The sequence below is a fragment of the Methylobacterium sp. JK268 genome (genome assembly GCF_054052225.1).
The window spans coordinates 147,254-162,856 of the sequence record NZ_JBSVZN010000014.1 but is presented as its reverse complement, the minus strand read 5'-3'; the positions used below and the strand labels follow the sequence as shown (position 1 = coordinate 162,856).

The window sequence follows — 15,603 nt, the reverse complement described above, 5'->3', positions numbered from 1 at the left end:
AGGGTCCCGGACCGTGCCGCAAGCTGGCTGAACGGCGGTGCTGGCAGCGATACGGTTCAGGACACTCGCTGAAGCTCCTGGACCCTCACCCCTACCCCTCTCCCGCACGGGAGAGGGGATCCCGCGCCTCACACTGGTTCCGCCGCAGACAATCGTTCGGAGAGGCTGCTCCTCTGCCGCGCACGATGGGGGCGGAGAACTCCATGGTTGCCGCGTCCCCCACGCCCCATCGGGTCCCCTCCCCGTGCGCCTGATCGCCGAGGGGCTCGCCTGCCGCCGCTCGGGGCGGCGCATCTTCGCCGGCCTGTCCTTCGCCCTCGGCGCCGGCGAGGCGGTGGTGGTCACGGGCCGCAACGGGGCCGGCAAGTCGACCCTGCTCACGGTCATCGCGGGGCGCCTCGCCCCGGAATCCGGGACCCTGCGCGCCGAGGGTGTCGGTGAGCGCACGATTCCCGAATGCCTGCACGGGATCGGCCACCGGGACGGGCTCAAGGGCGCGCTCACCGCCGAGGAGAACCTCGCCTTCGCCCGCGACCTCCTCGGCGAGGCGACCCTGGCGCCACGGGAGGCGCTGGCCCGCATGGGCCTCGCCCACGCGGCGGCGCTGCCGGTGGCCTACCTGTCGGCCGGCCAGCGGCGGCGGGTGGCCTTGGCGCGGCTGCTGGTCTGCCGCCGGCCGCTCTGGCTCCTCGACGAGCCGACCGCCGCCCTCGACACCGCCTCGCAGAGCATCCTCGCCACCCTCATGCGGGCGCATCTCGCCGAGGGCGGGCTCGTCGTCGCGGCCACCCACCAGGCCCTCGGCCTCGACGGTGCCCGCGAGATCGCCATCGAGGCCTTCCGCCCGACCCGCACCGATCCCCTCGCCGAGGCCGCCCGATGATCCGCGCCTTCCTGGCGGTGCTCCTGCGCGACCTCAGGCTCGCGGGCCGGATCGGCGGGTCCGGCGCGCTCTCCCTCGTCTTCTTCCTGATGATCGTGGTGCTGGTGCCCTTCGCCCTCGGCCCCGACCTCAACCTGCTGTCCCGGATCGGCCCCGCCATCCTCTGGCTCGCCGCCGTCCTGGCGACCCTGATCGGCCTCGACCGCCTGTTCCAGGCCGACGAGGAGGACGGATCCCTGGATCTCCTCAGCGGCGCGCCCCTGCCCATGGAGGCGGTGGTGCTGGCCAAGGCGCTGGCCCACTGGCTGACGACGGGGCTTCCCGTCGCGCTGGCCGCGCCGCTGTTCGGGCTGCTGGTCGCACTCACGCCGACGGCCATGGCCGCCACCAGCCTGACGCTCCTCGTCGGCACGCCGGCCCTCACCTTCATCGGCGCGGTCGGGGCGGCCCTGACCGCCTCGATCCGCCGCGGCGGCCTGATCCTCGCCGTGGTGGTGCTGCCGCTGATGATCCCGACCCTGATCTTCGGGGTTTCGGCGGCCGAATCGGCCACGGGCGGCACCGTGCCCTTCGCGACGCCGCTCGTGATCCTGGGGGCGCTCAGCCTGGTGGCGGCCGTCGTCGGCACTCTCGGCGCGGCCGCGGCGCTCCGCTGGAGCGAGTGAGGCTCAGAACACCGCCTGCCCGACCGCGAAGGCGAAGATGACGATCGCCACCGCGATGACGAGGAACAGCCCGAACAGCAGACGCGCGATCCCGCGCGCCCCGGCCGCGACGTTGGTGAAGCCGAGCCCGCCGGCGACCAGCGAGATGACGAAGAAGATGAGCGCCCATTTCAGCATGTCGACCAACCTTGACCGGAAACCCGCCCCTCAACGGCGCGGGCGGCCATCCGTTCCCCCGCTGCGCCCATCGTCCGCATTGCCCGGGCGACCGGCCGCGGGCTAGATCGCCCCATGGCACAAGGCCTCCTCACGCGGCTCGCGCAGCCGAGCCACTTCATGCGCTGGTCGGGCGCCGCCCTCCCGTGGATCGGCGGCCTCGCGGCCGTGCTGCTGGCGGTGGGGCTCTACCTCGCCTTCTTCGTCGCGCCGCCGGACTACCAGCAGGGCGAGACGGTGCGGATCATGTTCATCCACGTGCCGGCGGCCTGGCTCGGGGTGTTCTTCTACGGGGCGATGGCGGTCTCGGCGCTCGGCACGCTGGTCTGGCGCCATCCCCTGGCGGACGTGGCGCAGCGCGCCGCCGCGCCGGTCGGCGCCGCCTTCACGCTGATCTGCCTCGTCACCGGCTCCCTCTGGGGCAAGCCGATGTGGGGCACCTACTGGGTCTGGGACGCCCGGCTGACCTCGATGCTGGTGCTCTTCCTGATCTATGGCGGCCTCCTCGCCCTCTGGCGGACGATCGAGGATCCCGGCCGGGCGGCGCGGGCGGCGGCCATCCTCACCCTGGTCGGGGCGGTGAACCTGCCGATCATCAAGTTCTCGGTGAACTGGTGGTCGACCCTGCACCAGCCCGCCTCGATCCTGCGCATGGGCGGGTCGACGATCGACGCCTCGATGCTCTACCCGCTCCTGGAGATGATCCTGGCCTTCTCGGTGCTCGGCATCGCCCTCCACCTCGCGGCCATGCGGACCGAGATTCTGCGCCGCCGGGTGCGCACGCTGGCGATCCTCGAAGCCGAGCGGCTCGACGACGCGGCGGCGCCGCTGGCCGCCTGATCCGCCCTCCCGAACGGATGCGCCCCGTGGACCTCGGACCGCACGCCACCTTCATCGTCGCCGCCTACGCCTTCACCGGGCTCGTCGTCGCCGCGCTGATCCTCCACGGCCTTCTCGACCACCGGGCGCAGCGGCGCGCGCTGGCGCGGCTCCAGGACGGGAGGGACGCGTGAGCGCGACGGAGGAGGTGCCCGGCGCCGAGGGCGCGCCAGCGCCCCGCGGACGGCTGCTGTTCCTGCTTCCGCTGGTGGTGTTCGGAGCGCTCGCGGCGATCTTCCTCGGGCGCCTCCTCACCAGGGGCTACGATCCCTCCGCATTGCCCTCGGCGCTGATCGGCCAGCCGGCCCCGACCTTCGCGCTGGAGGGCCTGCCCGGGCTGACCGACGCCAAGGGGCCGGTCGCGGGGCTGGCCAGCGACGATTTCAGGGGCAAGGTCACGGTGCTCAACGTCTGGGCGTCCTGGTGCGCGCCCTGCCAGGTCGAGCACCCGATGCTGATGCGCCTGTCGCAGGACGGGGTGAACCTCGTCGGCATCGACTACAAGGACGCGCCGGAGAACGGCCGCCGCTTCCTCGGCCGCCACGGCAACCCGTTCCGGGCCGTCGGACGGGACGAGACCGGCCGGGTCGGGATCGATTTCGGCGTCTACGGCGTCCCGGAGACCTTCATCATCGGCCCGGACGGCCGCATCCGGGACAAGCTGGTGGGGATCCTCTCGGAGGACAACTACGCCTCGTTCCTGGAGAAGGTGCGGGCCGCCGGGAAGTAGCCGCCCGCGAACCGCGCCGCGCGTCCCGGCGTTTCCGGGCTGGTCGCGGGCACCCCGCCCGCGCTATCGGGACACCGTTTCCAGGCAGGGGAGGTGCGGTCATGAAGCTTGTGCGCTTTGGCGAGAGCGGCGCGGAGAAGCCCGGCATCGTGGGGGCGGACGGCACGATCCGGGATCTGTCCGGGGTGATCCGCGACATCGCCGGACCGACGCTCGGCGCCGAGAGCCTCGCGAACCTCCGCGCGATCGACCCGGCGACGCTGCCCACGGTCCCGGCCGGCGCGCGGCTCGGCCCCTGCGTGGGCTACGTCCGCAACTTCATCGCGATCGGGCTCAACTACGCGGACCATGCGGCGGAGACCAATTCGCCGATCCCGGCCGAGCCGATCCTGTTCAACAAGGCCCCGTCCTGCATCGTCGGCCCGAACGACGACGTCATCATCCCGAAGGCCTCCGCCAAGACCGACTGGGAGGTCGAGCTGGCGATCGTCATCGGCAAGCGCGCCTCCTACGTGCACGCCAACGAGGCCCTGGACTACGTCGCGGGGTACTGCGTCTGCAACGACGTCTCGGAGCGCGAATTCCAGCTCGAGCGCGGCGGCACCTGGACCAAGGGCAAGGGCTGCCCGACATTCGGTCCGCTGGGCCCCTGGCTCGTCACGCCCGACGAGATCCCGGACGTGCAGAACCTGTCGATGTGGCTCGACGTGAACGGCGAGCGCATGCAGACGGGCTCGACCAAGACGATGATCTTCGACTGCCGCCAGATCGTCTCCTACCTGTCCCACTTCATGCTGCTGGAGCCCGGCGACGTCATCACCACGGGCACGCCGCCCGGCGTCGGGCTCGGGATGAAGCCGCCGCGTTTCCTGAAATCCGGCGACGTGGTCACCCTCGGGATCGAGGGGCTGGGCGAGCAGCGCCAGCGATTCGTCGCCTTCGACGAGTGGACCGCGAAGGTCGCGGCCGGCGAGCCGACGAACTGAGCCGGCGGGAGGCCGCGGCCCCGCACGGGGCCGCGGCGCTCTCGTCAGTCCTTGAGGTCGTCCGGCACCTTGCCGCCGTTCTCCTCCAGCTTCTTGATCACCTGCTTGTGCAGCCAGACGTTCATCGTGGCGCTGTCGTCGGTGTCGCCGGTGTAGTGCAGCTCCTCCGCGAGCTGCTTGCGGGCGGTGAGGCTGCTGTCGAGGTGCAGGAGCTTCAACAGGTCGACGATGGAGGTGCGCCAGTTGAGGGGCTGGCCCGCCTTGCCGGCGAGATCGTTGAGCACCGCCTCGACGTCGACCTTGCCGTCCACCTTCGGGACGGAGCCGGTCGTCGCCGGATCGGAGCCGCCGGTGGAGGCGGGCGAGGCCGGCGCGGAGGAGGATGACGACGAGGAATCCGGCGTCGCGGCCTGCGCGTCGCTCCCCCCGAACGGGTGCAGGATCTTGCTGACGATCGTTCCGAGCAGGCTCATCGCACTCTCTCCTCTCAAGGCGGGCCGCCGGCCGGACGACCGGCCCCGACGCGGCGATTTAACGTCAAGCTGCGTCATGCGTTCCGGCACGGCCGGCGGCGATGACGCGGGCCGGACTTTGCCCTAAGCAGCCGGCGCCGAGATGACACCGGGGCCGCGCCCCGAAACGCCAGGACAGCATGACCGGAGATCCGATCCGCCGCCCCCTCGACGACGTCTGGTACTGCGTCGGCGAGAGCCGCCGCTTCCGGCCGGAGCGCCTCGCCGCCGTGACGCTCGGCGAGGAGGCGATCGTGGTCGGGCGGGACGCGACCGGCGCGCTCTTCGCCCTGCGGGACCGCTGCCCCCATCGCGGCATGGCGCTCTCGGCCGGACGCCTCGACGCGGGCGAGCTCGTCTGTCCCTTCCACGGCTGGCGCTTCCGCCCCGACGGCCAGTGCGCGGCGATCCCCGCGCTCGCGGGCCGGGACGACGCGGATTTCCGCACGGTGCGCCTGCCGCGCTTCCCGGTGAGGGAGGTCTCGGGCCTCGTCTGGGTCGCGACGGGGGCCGTCCCCGACGGGGCGCCGCCGGTGCCCGAGGTCGATTTTCCCTATTGCGGCTCCCTGATCGAGATCCTGGAGGTCGAGGCCGGCTTCGACCTCGTGGCGCTCAGCTTCGTCGACCCCGCCCACGTCGCCTACGTGCACGATTCGTGGTGGTGGCGGACGTCGAAGACCTTGAAGGAGAAGGTGAAGCATTTCGCCCCCTCCCCGTTCGGCTTCACCATGACGAGCCACACGGCGAAGAGCGCCTCGGCGATCTACCGCCTGCTCGGCGCGATCCCGGAGGTCGAGATCGAGTTCCGCCTGCCCGGCGTGCGCCTGGAACGGATCAGGGCGGGCGAGAAGCGCATCGCGAACTACACCTTCGCGACGCCGCTGGGGCCGAACCGCACGGCGCTGATCAACGCCATGTACTGGAACATGCCGGTGCTGAACCTGCTCAAGCCGCTCGCGCGCCCGCTGATGCGGCAGTTCCTCGGCCAGGATCGGTCCGTGCTCGAGATCGCCCAGCGGGGTCTCGACCGAAAACCCGCCATGGTGCTGATCGGCGAGAGCGACGTGCAGACCCAGTGGTATTTCGGCCTGAAGCGGGAATTCCTGCGGGCGCGGGAGACCGGCGGCGCCTTCGTCAACCCGCTCGCCCCGCGCGAGCTGCGCTGGCGCAGCTGACCGACGCGGCCTGCCGGCCGATCAGTCGCGGCGGCCCTCGGTGGAGCGGTCCCGGCAGCGATAGCCGAGGAAGCACTGCCCCCCATCGGAAGCGGGGCCGAAGAAGGGCGCGGTCGTCTGCTCGATGCTGCAGAATCCGACGTCGCGCACCAGACGCTCGTAGGTGAAGGGGCTGGTCGCGACGATCGCCGCACCCGCGCGGTTCACGAGGGTCTCGACCTCGCCGCAGCGCAAGGCGGGCGCGGCGATGCGCGGCGTGGCGGGCTGGGCCAGGGCGGGGGCGCAGCCCGGCAGGGCCAGCCCCAGGAGGATCGCGCGGCGAGCGGTCGTGAGCATGCCCGCCCTATACGCGATTCGCCGCCGCGGTCGATGGCGCCCGCGGACGGCCCTCCCCGCGCCGGACGCGGGTCAGAGCAGCGGCGCGAGGAGGAAGGCCAGCCCGACGCCCACCCCGAAGGTCCCGGCGATGAGCAGCGCTTCGTGGAGCCGCGCCCTCATCGGCTCACGACGCCCCGCGCGGCGTCCTCGAGGGCGAAGACCAGGAGATCCTGGGGCGTGGGCAGGAAGGCCGCGACCGGGAGGCGCTCCGTGTAGAGCTTGGCCGGCGCAGGCCCGCGGGACGCGCTGCGTCCGGGCGGGACCAGCAGATAGGCGGCGAGCGCGGCGAGCGCCGCGATCAGCGTGGCGGTTCGGATCATGGTGCGCTCCCGAGTGCGGCCTTCGGCCTGCGCGGCCGTTCGGCCGTCCCCTCGGTCGCGGTCTAGCGGCCGGTCGTTGCCGCGGGATTGCGTCGGCGCTGCGAATTCGTTGCGTCGCGCAACGCGCCGCGAAACACGCGCGGCCCGGGAACGCTCCGTTCAGCTCGGCCGTTGTGGAATGGGCCGACCGGGACCCGATGCGGAGGGCGAGCGATGACGAGGTGGATGCAGGTGCTGACCCTGGCGGCGGGAGTGCTGGCGCCGGTCGCCGCATCGGCCGGACCGCGTTCGCCCGTGCTCGACATCGACTCCACCGCCTCGGTGGGCGGTCGCGCGCCGTGGTCGCGTCCCTACGAGTACGACTCCGGCAGCGACAACGACAATCGTCCGAACCTGCCCTATTACCAGCAGGGCCGCGGACAGCAGACGGGCGGTCCCGCCCGCAACCTGCTGCCCGACGACGGGCTTCACATCGTCCCGCGCTGATCGGCGCCCTGGCGCCGGTGGGCGGCGCGCTCCCCCGCCTCGGCCGCGCACTTGCCCGCGTGCGCGGCGCGATTGACGACCTGAAGGTTCGGCAAGCCCCAATAGCGCAGCAGGTCCGGCCAGGGCGCGTCGCGCCGTTCGCGCCAGACCCGGTAGAGCGGCACCCGGTGGTCGACTTCCGCGGTGCGCAGCAGGCGCTTGCCGGTCTCGGCGCAGCGGTGGCGCTGGCGGGCCTTGAGCACCTTCACGTGGTCGCTCGCCGCGCCCCAGAACTTCCAGGCCGCGACGCAGGCGGCGTGCCAGCCGGCATTGCGGTTCGGCGCGCCGGCGCCCCAGAGATCCTCGTGCCAGCCGAAGCGGTAGACGGGCTGGCCGCAGACGCAGCAATGGCCGCGGCCGCGGGCGAAGGCCGGCTCGCGGAAGGGGGCGGGCGGTGCGCGGAAGCTCGCGGGCAGGCCGTCCTCCCGCACGCCGAGGCGCCAGGACCAGCCCTCGGGCGTCCCGCTGCGGGCGGCCAGCCCCCGGGCGAGCCGGTCCGCCCGCAGGACGTGACCGCGCCAGTATCCCTCCACCGCCAGCCGCGGCGTGGGGGGAATGAAGGGGCGCGACAGCGCGTGGCGCAGGACGAGCGGCGGGAAGATCGCGGGCAGCGCCTTCTCCAGCCGCGCCCGGGCGACCACGTTGCGCGCCTCCCGCCACTCCGCAGCCTTGCTCCTGCGCTCCTCCGCCATGCGACCTCCGGGCTGCGAATGATCGCAGGATATCGCAGCCGATGGTGAAGGCGGGGTTGCCGGGCGGCCCCGACGGCGGAGCCGCTCAGGCGCCGCCGATCGGCTGCGTCACCGTCCCGGTGCCCAGACACTCCGGGCAGTCCTTGGTCTCGGTCCGGCCGGAGCCTTGGCAGCGCGGGCAGATCGCCTCGCCAGTGCCGGGCGTGCCGGGCGGGGCCTGGTCGCCGGGCTTGGTGGAATCCGTGTCCGTCATGCGCGCTCCTCCTACGGGACCATCCCCGGGCGGTGGCGCGGGTTCCGTCATCCGGCGAGGCCGAGCAGCGTGACGGCGCCGAAGATCAGCACCGACAGGACCGCGGCGGCGAGCAGGATCAAGGCGCCGCGGGATTCACGGAGGTCGTCGTGCATGGTGCCTTGCGTCCAGGCGGGGCCGTCCGGCGCGGGCGGCCGACGCGGATCCAAGCACAGGCGACGGCCTCTTGCGAGCCCGAGAGGCCCGGCGGTCAGCCGCGGTCGGGCCGGGACTAGTCCGGCATCGCGGCGACGCCCTGACCCGGCGATGCCCCCGGCCCGAAGGTGGAGACCGCCACGTGCAGGCCGATGGCCGGTGCGAAGACCAGGGCGAGGAGAAGGAGAAGCGCGAGGGCGACGCCCCGGTCGCGGTGATGGCTCACCGCGGCCGCGCGGGCCCGGGCGGACAGCAGGATCATGGCTCACCTCGTTCGACCGGCCGCCTCACGGCCGGTCGCGGGCGGGCCCGATCGAAGGATCAGGCGAAGCTCACGACACGGGCGCTGGCGGCGCGGTCCTTCGACTGTCGCTGGACATCAGGTTCGTGGTTCCGGTGGAGTCGCGCGGACGGCCGTGGCACGGGCGCGACGGAGGTCAGATGCGACGGACGCGCTCCCGCGTCAAGCGCGGTTGGATACGGAAGGGCTGCGCGCCGCGAGATGCGCCGCGACGCGGGCCTTCAGCCGCTCCAGATGCGCGTCCCGCAGGCCGAGTTCCGCGCAAGCCTCCGCCGTCCGCAGGAGGTACTCGGCGTTGGGCCCGCGATGGCCGCAGGCCGCCGCGATCCGGGCGGCGATCTCCTCCTCGGGGAGCCGTCCCGCGTAGCGGGGTCCGGCGCGGTCGGCCACGAAGGCGAGGGCCATCACCGGCCCGCCGGGCGTCGCGACCGGGAGCCAGCGCGCCGCGTAGCCCCGCCCGCGCATCTCCCGGTGCCAGACGCCCCGCAGGGACTCGACCGGGTCGGGGCCGGCGAGCCGGTAGGCGAGGCCGCGGCACTGGCCGCCCCGGTCAAGGGCGAGCATCACCCCGGGCGCGTCCCGCGTGCCGCGAAAGCGCCACTGCCAGAGGCAGAAGCGCCGATGCCAGCCCCGCAGCGTCGCCGGCCGGCGCTCCCCGAACGGGAAGTCCGGCTGCCACATCAGCGCCCCGTAGGCGAAGAGCCAGATCTCTTCGGGCGGACCGGGCTTCGCGCCGAGCGCCACCGCGAGCAGATCCTCGGTCTGCCCCTCTCCCAGGAGCGGCATCGCCTCCGGATCGTCCGGCACCGGATGCGGATGCGCGCGGGCGACGAGTTCGGCGGTGAGATGGAGGGGCGGCACCATGCCGCCGACAGAGCCCCCGGGTCCGGGCGCGGTCAAGCCCATCCTGCAGGGCGGGTGCGGCGCCGCACCGGCACGGCCCGGCCGGAGGGGCAGGATGCGACGGCTGCGAGGGCGAACGAGCGATGCGGTGGATCGGACGATGGCGGGCGGCCCGGCTCCTGCGCCGGGCGAACCGGGACCTGGAGGAGGCCGACGCACTGTACGAGGCGTCCGCCGCCTGCCGCGCCAGGGCCGAGCGCCGCATCGCCGCAGCCGGACAGCTCCTCGGCCCGCCGTCCTCCGCGTCGCGGCTGGAGCGCCTCGTGGGACTGGGCGGGCTCCTCCCTCTCGGAAAGCGTCACCGTCGCCCCACCAGCCACGCTTGATCCGCGACTTCCCGTAGTTGCATTCCCCTCCTGACGATAGGCTCAACTTTCGATAGGAGGTGACGGACAGAAAGAACTGCGATAAGCCTTCCGCAAGGTCTCCTGAGTTATTGCGGCGCACCCGGTTTCAGAGAGCCCGCAGGGCGGACCCGCCGTGGATGGTAAGCAGGAGACAGTGCGTGGCGTCGAGAACGATTGAGGCATCGCCTTCGACGGAACCGGCGTGCCTCGGGCGGAAACTTTGGGTCATGGCCGCGCTGCTCGGCGCCAGCCTGTTAGCCCTGACGACCGTTGTCGTGGTGCCTCCCGCCGACGCGTTCCTGCACAGCCGTCAGCACGTGTCGGAGATCGAGCAGCTGCGCGAGGTGCTGGCGAGCGCCAACCAGATCTCGGCCGAGCGGGCCCCCGCCAACGTGATCATGTCCCTCCCGCCCGGGGGCGACCCCGCTGCCGCGGCCACGCTGCGGACCTTCCGGTCCGCCAGCGACCGCGCGCTCGCGCGGCTGGGTGAACGTCAAAACCTCGCCGCACGGGTCGAGACCGTGGCGGCGCTTCTGCGCGCGGCGCGCAGAGAGGTGGACCGCGTCGCGGCGCGGCCCGTCGCCACGCGGGGTGCACGGGACGTCCAGGATGCGATCCTGGCCATGTTCGGCGTGAGGGACGCACTCCAGGAGATCATCGCCAGCGGCATTCGCGACCTCGGGCGGGCGCATTCGGACCTTCTCGGCCCGGCGCTCATCGCCGAGGCGGTGAGCGAACTGCGTGAGCATGGCGGCCGGCTCGGCTCGTACCTCGTTCCCGCGCTCGCCACCGGCGAGCCGCTCGGTCCGCAGCGGGTGGCCGAGGTGCTGGAGGCGAGCGGCCGCGTCCGCGCGACCTGGCAGATGCTGCGCGTGCAGGCCCCGTTCGAGGCGCTGGCCGATCTCGTCCAGGCCGTCGAGACGCGATTCATCGGCGAGGGGCTCGGGCTGATCGAGACGACCATCGCCGAGGTCCAGGGACCGGGTCCCTTCGCGCTCACGCCGGACGCGCTGACCCGCCGCTACGTGCCCCTGCTCCGCCCGCTGGAAGAGTTGAGAAGTGCCTACCTGGATCGGCTGATGTTGATCGTCACCCAGGATCAGGATGCGGCGCGAACGCACCTCGTCCTGGTCGCCTGCGGCACGGGCGGGCTGCTCCTCCTCCTCGCGGGCCTGCTTCAGTCGCTCAGGACCGACGTCCTACTTCCTCTACTCGCGGCACGGCAGGCGATCGTCGCCCTGGCCGAGGAGCGCCCGATCCAGCCTCCGCCCGCTCGGTTCCGGATCCGGGAGATGCGCGGGCTCCACGACGCGATCCTCGTGCTGCAGGCGCGGATGGGTGAGCGCGCGCGGCTCATGCAGAACCTGCGGCAGCAGGCCGACACGGACGAACTCACCGGATTGAGCAACCGCCGCGGCCTCGCCCGTGAACTCGCGGCGCTGGGGAACCGGACCGGCGCGGAGGCCGCGGACGGGACGGGCCTCGCCGCGATGCTCGCCATCGACCTCGACGGGTTCAAGCGCGTCAACGACAGCTTCGGGCACGAGGCGGGCGACGGCCTCGTCCGGCTCACGGGGCAGCGGCTCCAGGCGATCGCCGGCGGCGACGGCCTGGTGGCGCGGATGGGCGGGGACGAGTTCGCGATCCTGCTGCGCTCGGTCACCGGGCCCGAGGAGGGCGCGAGGCTCGCCCGGACCATCCTGGCGAGCCTCGCGGAGCCCTTCCGCGTGGCCGGTCAGATCCTCCACGTCGGGGCGAGCATCGGCGTCGCCGTGGCGCCGCGTCCGGGCGCGGCCGTGGAGGATCTGGTCGCGCGGGCCGATACGGCGCTCTACGCGGCCAAACGGGCGGGCCGCCACTGCTACCGCCTGTTCGATCCCGAGATGCGGCAGGCGCGCATCTCATGGACCGCGCGCCAGCAGGAGATGCCGCGGGCGCTCGCGGAGAGCGAGTTCGTGCTGTTCTACCAACCGCAGCTGCGCCTCTCCGACCAAGCCATCATCGGCGCCGAGGCGCTGATCCGCTGGCGGCATCCGCAGCTCGGGCTGCTGACGCCGGCCGCGTTCCTCGCCCCCCTCGAGCGCAGCCGTCTCGCGGACGAGGTCGGACTCTGGGTGCTGCGTACCGCCTGCGCGCAGGCCGCGTCGTGGCGGCGCTGGGGCCTGCGGGACCTGCGCGTCGCCGTCAACCTGTTCAGCCGCCAGTTCCGGTCACCGCACGTCGTGGAGCAGGTGCGCGAGGTCCTGGCCGACACCGGTCTGCCGGCCTCCTGCCTGGAGCTGGAGATCACCGAGACCATCATCCTGGAGCACGACGAGGCGCTGCTCGCCCCGTTGCGGGCGCTGCGCGACCTCGGCGTCGGCCTCGCCTTCGACGATTTCGGCACCGGCTACGCCTCGCTGAGCCACCTCAAGCGCTTTCCCCTCACCCGCCTGAAGATCGACCGCTCCTTCGTCCGCGGCCTGCCGGACTCGCCCCAGGACCTGGCGATCGTCCGGTCGATCATGGCGCTCGGGCGCAGCTTCGGCCTGGAGGTGACCGCGGAAGGCATTGAGACGCCCGCGGTGCTGCGCTGCCTCGCGCTCGAGGGCTGCGAGGAGGGGCAGGGCTACCTGTTCGGCGAACCGATGACGGCGGAGCTGTTCGCGGCGAAGTGCTGGGAATCGGAGCGGACGAGCGCGCCGATCTCGCGCCTGTCGGCCTGAGCCGGAAGGCCCGCCGCGTTCAGGACTGCGCCGCGAGCCAGCCGACCGCCACGGCCGGCCCGCAGGTCGAGGCCCAGCCGGCGAGATCCCCGGCGAGGCGCGGGGCGATCAAGTCGGTGAGCGGCAGGACCGGGCGCCCGAGCCGGGCGGCGAGCCGCGCCGCGAGGAACCGCCCCGCCCCGCAGGCGACGAGGGGGGCCTGTGACGGGAGGTCGTCCCGGGACAGGATGACGGCGGCCGCGTCGTGCAGGAGACGCAGTTGCGCCTCCGCGAAGTGCGCGGCGAGGCGCGCCCACTCCGCGTCGGACCCCTCCCGGAGATCCCGCCCGATCATGCGGGCGAGGCGCGTGCGGGTCTCGGGCAGCGACTTGCCCTTCAGGTCCATCGTGTCCTGCTGGTCCTCCTCCGGGGCGAGGTCGCCGAGCAGGCGGTACACGTCCCCCGTCGCCGCGAAGGTCTCGGCCATGAGGGTCGTGCGGCGCCCCCGGAACGGCGCCCAGCCGGAGAGGGCGAGGACCGGCGTGCGCACGACGCCGGTGTAGACGAGTTCGCCGGTCTCCAGGCGCTCGGCATCGCTGTAGCCCCGGGCAGCGGGCCGGCCGCCCACGATCGGGATCAGGTCCGCGGTGGTGGAGCCGATATCGGTGAGGAGCGCGTCCGGAACCGAGGTGCCGGCGAGGCAGGCGGTGGCGTACCAGTTGGCGCTGGCGATGTCGGCCGCCGCGTCCGCCGCCGCGTCCGGCGCCACGAAGCCGCCCCGGCCCGCGTAGATCGCGACCTCCCCGCTGAGGGCGCGGGCGGCCCAGCCGGCGAGCTGCGCCACGCCGTCCGCCCGGTCGGCGAAGCAGTCGGTGAGTTCGCCCGTCATGGTCACGGCGTGGCGCGCCTCGGCGCGGGCCCAATCCGGCAGCGCCGCGAGCGCGGCGTCGAGGGCGGGCAGGCCCCGCCAGAGGGGACAGGGGACCTGCACCACCGCCCGCACGTACCCGTCCTCCAGCAGGGCCGCCTTGACATGGACCCCGCCGAGGTCCCAGCCGAGGGTTCGGGCGAAGGAAGCGGAGCGATGCGGCAGGGACACGGGCGGGACTCGCGATGCGGGCTGGCGGGGGCCCGGGTGGCATGACCGCGCCCGCCGACGCAAGGGCGTTCGAGATCATCCCGGTGATCGACCTGCGCCACGGGCTGGTGGTGCGAGCGAGGGCGGGCGAGCGCCACGCCTACGCGCCGATCGCGACGCCGCTGAGCCCGAGCCCGCAGCCCGGCGCGGTGGCGCGCGGCCTCTTGGCCGCTTTCCCGGCCCGCCGGCTCTACGTGGCGGTGCTCGATGCGATCATGGACGGCGCCCCGCCGGACCTCGCGGCGCTCGCGGCCGTCGCGGCGGCCGCTCCCGGGGTCGAGCTGTGGGTCGATGCGGGGTTCGCCACCGAGGCGGCGGTGCGGGCCTTCCTGGCGAGCGGCCTCGGACGGCCGGTCCTCGGCAGCGAGAGCCAGACCGACGCCGGGCTGGTGCGGCGGCTCGGCGAGGCGGCCGTGCTCTCCCTCGACAGCCGCGACGGCGTGCCGCTCGGCCCCGCCTCCCTGCACGAGGACGCCTCGTCCTGGCCATCCGACCTCATCGCGATGCCCCTCGCCCGGGTGGGAAGCGGGGCGGGGCCGGACCTCGCGGGGTTGGCCGCGATCCGGGCGCGGGCGCCGCGGGCGCGCCTCTACGCGGCCGGGGGATTGCGCGGCGCCCACGACATCGCGCCCCTGCGCGAGGCGGGTGTGGCGGGCATCCTGGTGGCGAGCGCCCTGCACGACGGCCGGCTCAGCCCGGCGGATTTCGGCGGATGAGAGGATGAGGCATCCGCGCGACGACACCTCCCTGTCTCCGGATCTCCTTCCGCTCGCGCTGCGGTCCTTCGGAGAAGGGGAATCCGCGACGCGAGCTCGCGGGCCGGCTGACCGGCGCGCGAGCCGCGTTCGATCCGACGCCCGCCGGCCTCAGGCCGGGATGACGTCCACGATCTCGTAGGTGTCCGGGTCGATGATGACGATGTCGTCGCCGACCAGCACGTAGCGGAAACCGCGATAGGCCGGGACGAGCGAGATGATCGTCGGCGGCAGCGCGTGCAGGGTGACCGAGCGCGGCACCGCCGTGCCGACCGAGAGCGCGAAATGCGCGTCGCGCAGCGGCCGGACGCCGGAACTCACGATGGTCTGGCGGAACTCGGTGCGCTGCCGGGTGTCGAGCCGGGCCCCCGCACCGCGCGCCTCGCCGATCGCACCGGTCCGATCGCCGCGCGCGCCGCCGTGTTCGGCCCCACGCTCGGCCGCGCGCCCGCCGCGCTCACCCTGCTCCCCCGCACGTCCACCCTGCTCGGCCGCGCGGCCGCCCCGCTCGCCCTGCTCGCCCGCACGTCCGCCTTGCTCGGCCGCGCGGCCGCCCCGCTCACCGCCCGGTTCGCCGCGCTCCGCGCCCCGCTGGGCTCCCGGCTCGCCGCCACCGGCCGGCCGGCCGGCCCCTTCCGCTGCCCGTCCACCGGCGCCGCCGGGCTGGGCACCGGCGGGACGCTCGGCCCCGGCTCCGGCGCCGGGCGCCCGCTCGGCCCCGGCACCCCCGTTCACGGCCCCGCCCGCACCGCCGCGCCCTCCGGCGCCGCCGCCCGGTCCCGCACCCGGAGCCCCGGCACCGCCCGCGGCTCCCGGGGCCGCGCCACCCGCGCCCCCGGCTGCGCCGCCGGCACCGCCCCCCGCTCCGCCGCCGCCAGGCCCGCCCTGCGCGAAGGCGGTCGCCGCTCCGAGGGCCAGGATTCCGGCCGTCAGCGTTCCGCGCACCAGCTTCCTCATCGTTCCATCCTCCTCTGGCCGAGTTCCGGACCCGGACAGGCCGGCCGCACCCGTGAGACGGCCCGCAACGGCAGGAGACGGGGAATGGTTCCGTCCCGGCGGGCCGCCC

At 73.8% G+C, this 15,603-nt stretch carries 21 protein-coding genes; 11 read left to right on the top strand and 10 right to left on the bottom strand.

Annotated elements, in window-relative coordinates; genetic code table 11:
- Positions 1 to 244 precede the first annotated feature (244 nt).
- Both ccmA and ccmB read left to right on the top strand, forming a co-directional pair.
- The gene (ccmA, locus tag ACW9J6_RS17280; protein ID WP_457117722.1) at positions 245 to 883 is read left to right on the top strand and encodes a heme ABC exporter ATP-binding protein CcmA; all 639 of its coding nucleotides are present in this window, start codon (positions 245 to 247) and stop codon (positions 881 to 883) included.
- Positions 880 to 1,548, top strand: coding sequence for a heme exporter protein CcmB (gene ccmB, locus ACW9J6_RS17275; RefSeq protein ID WP_457117721.1), 669 nt, complete (start codon positions 880 to 882; stop codon positions 1,546 to 1,548). The genes ccmA and ccmB overlap by 4 nt, the downstream gene beginning before the upstream one ends.
- A gap of 3 nt (positions 1,549 to 1,551) precedes the next feature.
- Here ccmB and ACW9J6_RS17270 read toward each other — a convergent pair whose 3' ends face one another.
- Entirely contained in the window at positions 1,552 to 1,725 is a 174-nt protein-coding gene (locus ACW9J6_RS17270; protein ID WP_457117720.1) for a DUF1328 domain-containing protein, read from the bottom strand.
- 114 nt (positions 1,726 to 1,839) lie between these two features.
- On the opposite strand from ACW9J6_RS17270, the gene ACW9J6_RS17265 reads away from it, so the two are divergent.
- From ACW9J6_RS17265 to ACW9J6_RS17250, 4 genes are all read left to right on the top strand, one after another.
- Positions 1,840 to 2,604, top strand: coding sequence for a heme ABC transporter permease (locus ACW9J6_RS17265; RefSeq protein WP_457117719.1), 765 nt, complete (start codon positions 1,840 to 1,842; stop codon positions 2,602 to 2,604).
- 26 nt (positions 2,605 to 2,630) lie between these two features.
- Positions 2,631 to 2,777 (top strand): heme exporter protein CcmD, encoded by a 147-nt coding sequence (ccmD, locus tag ACW9J6_RS17260; RefSeq protein WP_457117718.1) that lies wholly within the window; start codon positions 2,631 to 2,633, stop codon positions 2,775 to 2,777.
- Entirely contained in the window at positions 2,774 to 3,373 is a 600-nt protein-coding gene (locus ACW9J6_RS17255; RefSeq protein WP_457117717.1) for a DsbE family thiol:disulfide interchange protein, read from the top strand. The genes ccmD and ACW9J6_RS17255 overlap by 4 nt, the downstream gene beginning before the upstream one ends.
- A gap of 101 nt (positions 3,374 to 3,474) precedes the next feature.
- Entirely contained in the window at positions 3,475 to 4,359 is an 885-nt protein-coding gene (locus ACW9J6_RS17250; RefSeq protein WP_457117716.1) for a fumarylacetoacetate hydrolase family protein, read from the top strand.
- Between the two features lie 44 nt (positions 4,360 to 4,403).
- On the opposite strand, the gene ACW9J6_RS17245 is transcribed toward ACW9J6_RS17250, so the two are convergent.
- Positions 4,404 to 4,832, bottom strand: coding sequence for a DUF3597 domain-containing protein (locus tag ACW9J6_RS17245; RefSeq protein ID WP_457117715.1), 429 nt, complete (start codon positions 4,830 to 4,832; stop codon positions 4,404 to 4,406).
- A gap of 179 nt (positions 4,833 to 5,011) precedes the next feature.
- Here ACW9J6_RS17245 and ACW9J6_RS17240 point away from each other — a divergent pair, with 179 nt between their 5' ends.
- Positions 5,012 to 6,046 (top strand): Rieske 2Fe-2S domain-containing protein, encoded by a 1,035-nt coding sequence (locus ACW9J6_RS17240; RefSeq protein WP_457117714.1) that lies wholly within the window; start codon positions 5,012 to 5,014, stop codon positions 6,044 to 6,046.
- 21 nt (positions 6,047 to 6,067) lie between these two features.
- Here the strand turns inward: ACW9J6_RS17240 and ACW9J6_RS17235 are convergent, their stop codons facing one another.
- Positions 6,068 to 6,382: a hypothetical protein gene (locus ACW9J6_RS17235; RefSeq protein ID WP_457117713.1), complete on the bottom strand. Its 315-nt coding sequence runs from the start codon at positions 6,380 to 6,382 to the stop codon at positions 6,068 to 6,070.
- A 158-nt stretch (positions 6,383 to 6,540) separates the two neighbouring features.
- On the bottom strand, positions 6,541 to 6,744 hold the full coding sequence (locus ACW9J6_RS17230; RefSeq protein ID WP_457117712.1) for a hypothetical protein: 204 nt from the start codon (positions 6,742 to 6,744) through the stop codon (positions 6,541 to 6,543).
- A gap of 213 nt (positions 6,745 to 6,957) precedes the next feature.
- On the opposite strand from ACW9J6_RS17230, the gene ACW9J6_RS17225 reads away from it, so the two are divergent.
- Complete coding sequence (locus tag ACW9J6_RS17225) at positions 6,958 to 7,230, top strand: hypothetical protein (protein ID WP_457117711.1); 273 nt, start codon at positions 6,958 to 6,960, stop codon at positions 7,228 to 7,230.
- On the opposite strand, the gene ACW9J6_RS17220 is transcribed toward ACW9J6_RS17225, so the two are convergent.
- The 4 genes from ACW9J6_RS17220 to ACW9J6_RS17205 all read right to left on the bottom strand — a co-directional run bounded on the left by ACW9J6_RS17220 (position 7,212) and on the right by ACW9J6_RS17205 (position 9,574).
- A complete protein-coding gene (locus tag ACW9J6_RS17220; RefSeq protein ID WP_457117710.1) occupies positions 7,212 to 7,961 on the bottom strand; it encodes a hypothetical protein in 750 nt (249 codons plus the stop codon). The two genes, ACW9J6_RS17225 and ACW9J6_RS17220, sit on opposite strands and share 19 nt — an antisense overlap.
- 85 nt (positions 7,962 to 8,046) lie before the next feature.
- Positions 8,047 to 8,214, bottom strand: coding sequence for a hypothetical protein (locus ACW9J6_RS17215; protein WP_457117709.1), 168 nt, complete (start codon positions 8,212 to 8,214; stop codon positions 8,047 to 8,049).
- A gap of 271 nt (positions 8,215 to 8,485) precedes the next feature.
- Positions 8,486 to 8,671 carry a hypothetical protein gene (locus tag ACW9J6_RS17210; RefSeq protein ID WP_457117708.1) on the bottom strand — a complete coding sequence of 62 codons (186 nt, stop codon included), beginning with the start codon at positions 8,669 to 8,671 and terminating at the stop codon, positions 8,486 to 8,488.
- A gap of 201 nt (positions 8,672 to 8,872) precedes the next feature.
- A complete protein-coding gene (locus tag ACW9J6_RS17205) occupies positions 8,873 to 9,574 on the bottom strand; it encodes a gamma-glutamylcyclotransferase (RefSeq protein ID WP_457117772.1) in 702 nt (233 codons plus the stop codon).
- Positions 9,575 to 9,696: 122 nt separating this feature from the next.
- On the opposite strand from ACW9J6_RS17205, the gene ACW9J6_RS17200 reads away from it, so the two are divergent.
- Both ACW9J6_RS17200 and ACW9J6_RS17195 read left to right on the top strand, forming a co-directional pair.
- Entirely contained in the window at positions 9,697 to 9,939 is a 243-nt protein-coding gene (locus tag ACW9J6_RS17200; RefSeq protein WP_457117707.1) for a hypothetical protein, read from the top strand.
- Between the two features lie 248 nt (positions 9,940 to 10,187).
- A complete protein-coding gene (locus tag ACW9J6_RS17195) occupies positions 10,188 to 12,665 on the top strand; it encodes a putative bifunctional diguanylate cyclase/phosphodiesterase (RefSeq protein WP_457117706.1) in 2,478 nt (825 codons plus the stop codon).
- 19 nt (positions 12,666 to 12,684) lie between these two features.
- Here the strand turns inward: ACW9J6_RS17195 and ACW9J6_RS17190 are convergent, their stop codons facing one another.
- A complete protein-coding gene (locus ACW9J6_RS17190) occupies positions 12,685 to 13,743 on the bottom strand; it encodes a hydantoinase/oxoprolinase family protein (RefSeq protein ID WP_457117705.1) in 1,059 nt (352 codons plus the stop codon).
- A 41-nt stretch (positions 13,744 to 13,784) separates the two neighbouring features.
- On the opposite strand from ACW9J6_RS17190, the gene ACW9J6_RS17185 reads away from it, so the two are divergent.
- Positions 13,785 to 14,498: a HisA/HisF-related TIM barrel protein gene (locus ACW9J6_RS17185; RefSeq protein ID WP_457117704.1), complete on the top strand. Its 714-nt coding sequence runs from the start codon at positions 13,785 to 13,787 to the stop codon at positions 14,496 to 14,498.
- A gap of 150 nt (positions 14,499 to 14,648) precedes the next feature.
- Here ACW9J6_RS17185 and ACW9J6_RS17180 read toward each other — a convergent pair whose 3' ends face one another.
- Complete coding sequence (locus ACW9J6_RS17180; protein WP_457117703.1) at positions 14,649 to 15,494, bottom strand: DUF1236 domain-containing protein; 846 nt, start codon at positions 15,492 to 15,494, stop codon at positions 14,649 to 14,651.
- Positions 15,495 to 15,603: the final 109 nt, after the last annotated feature.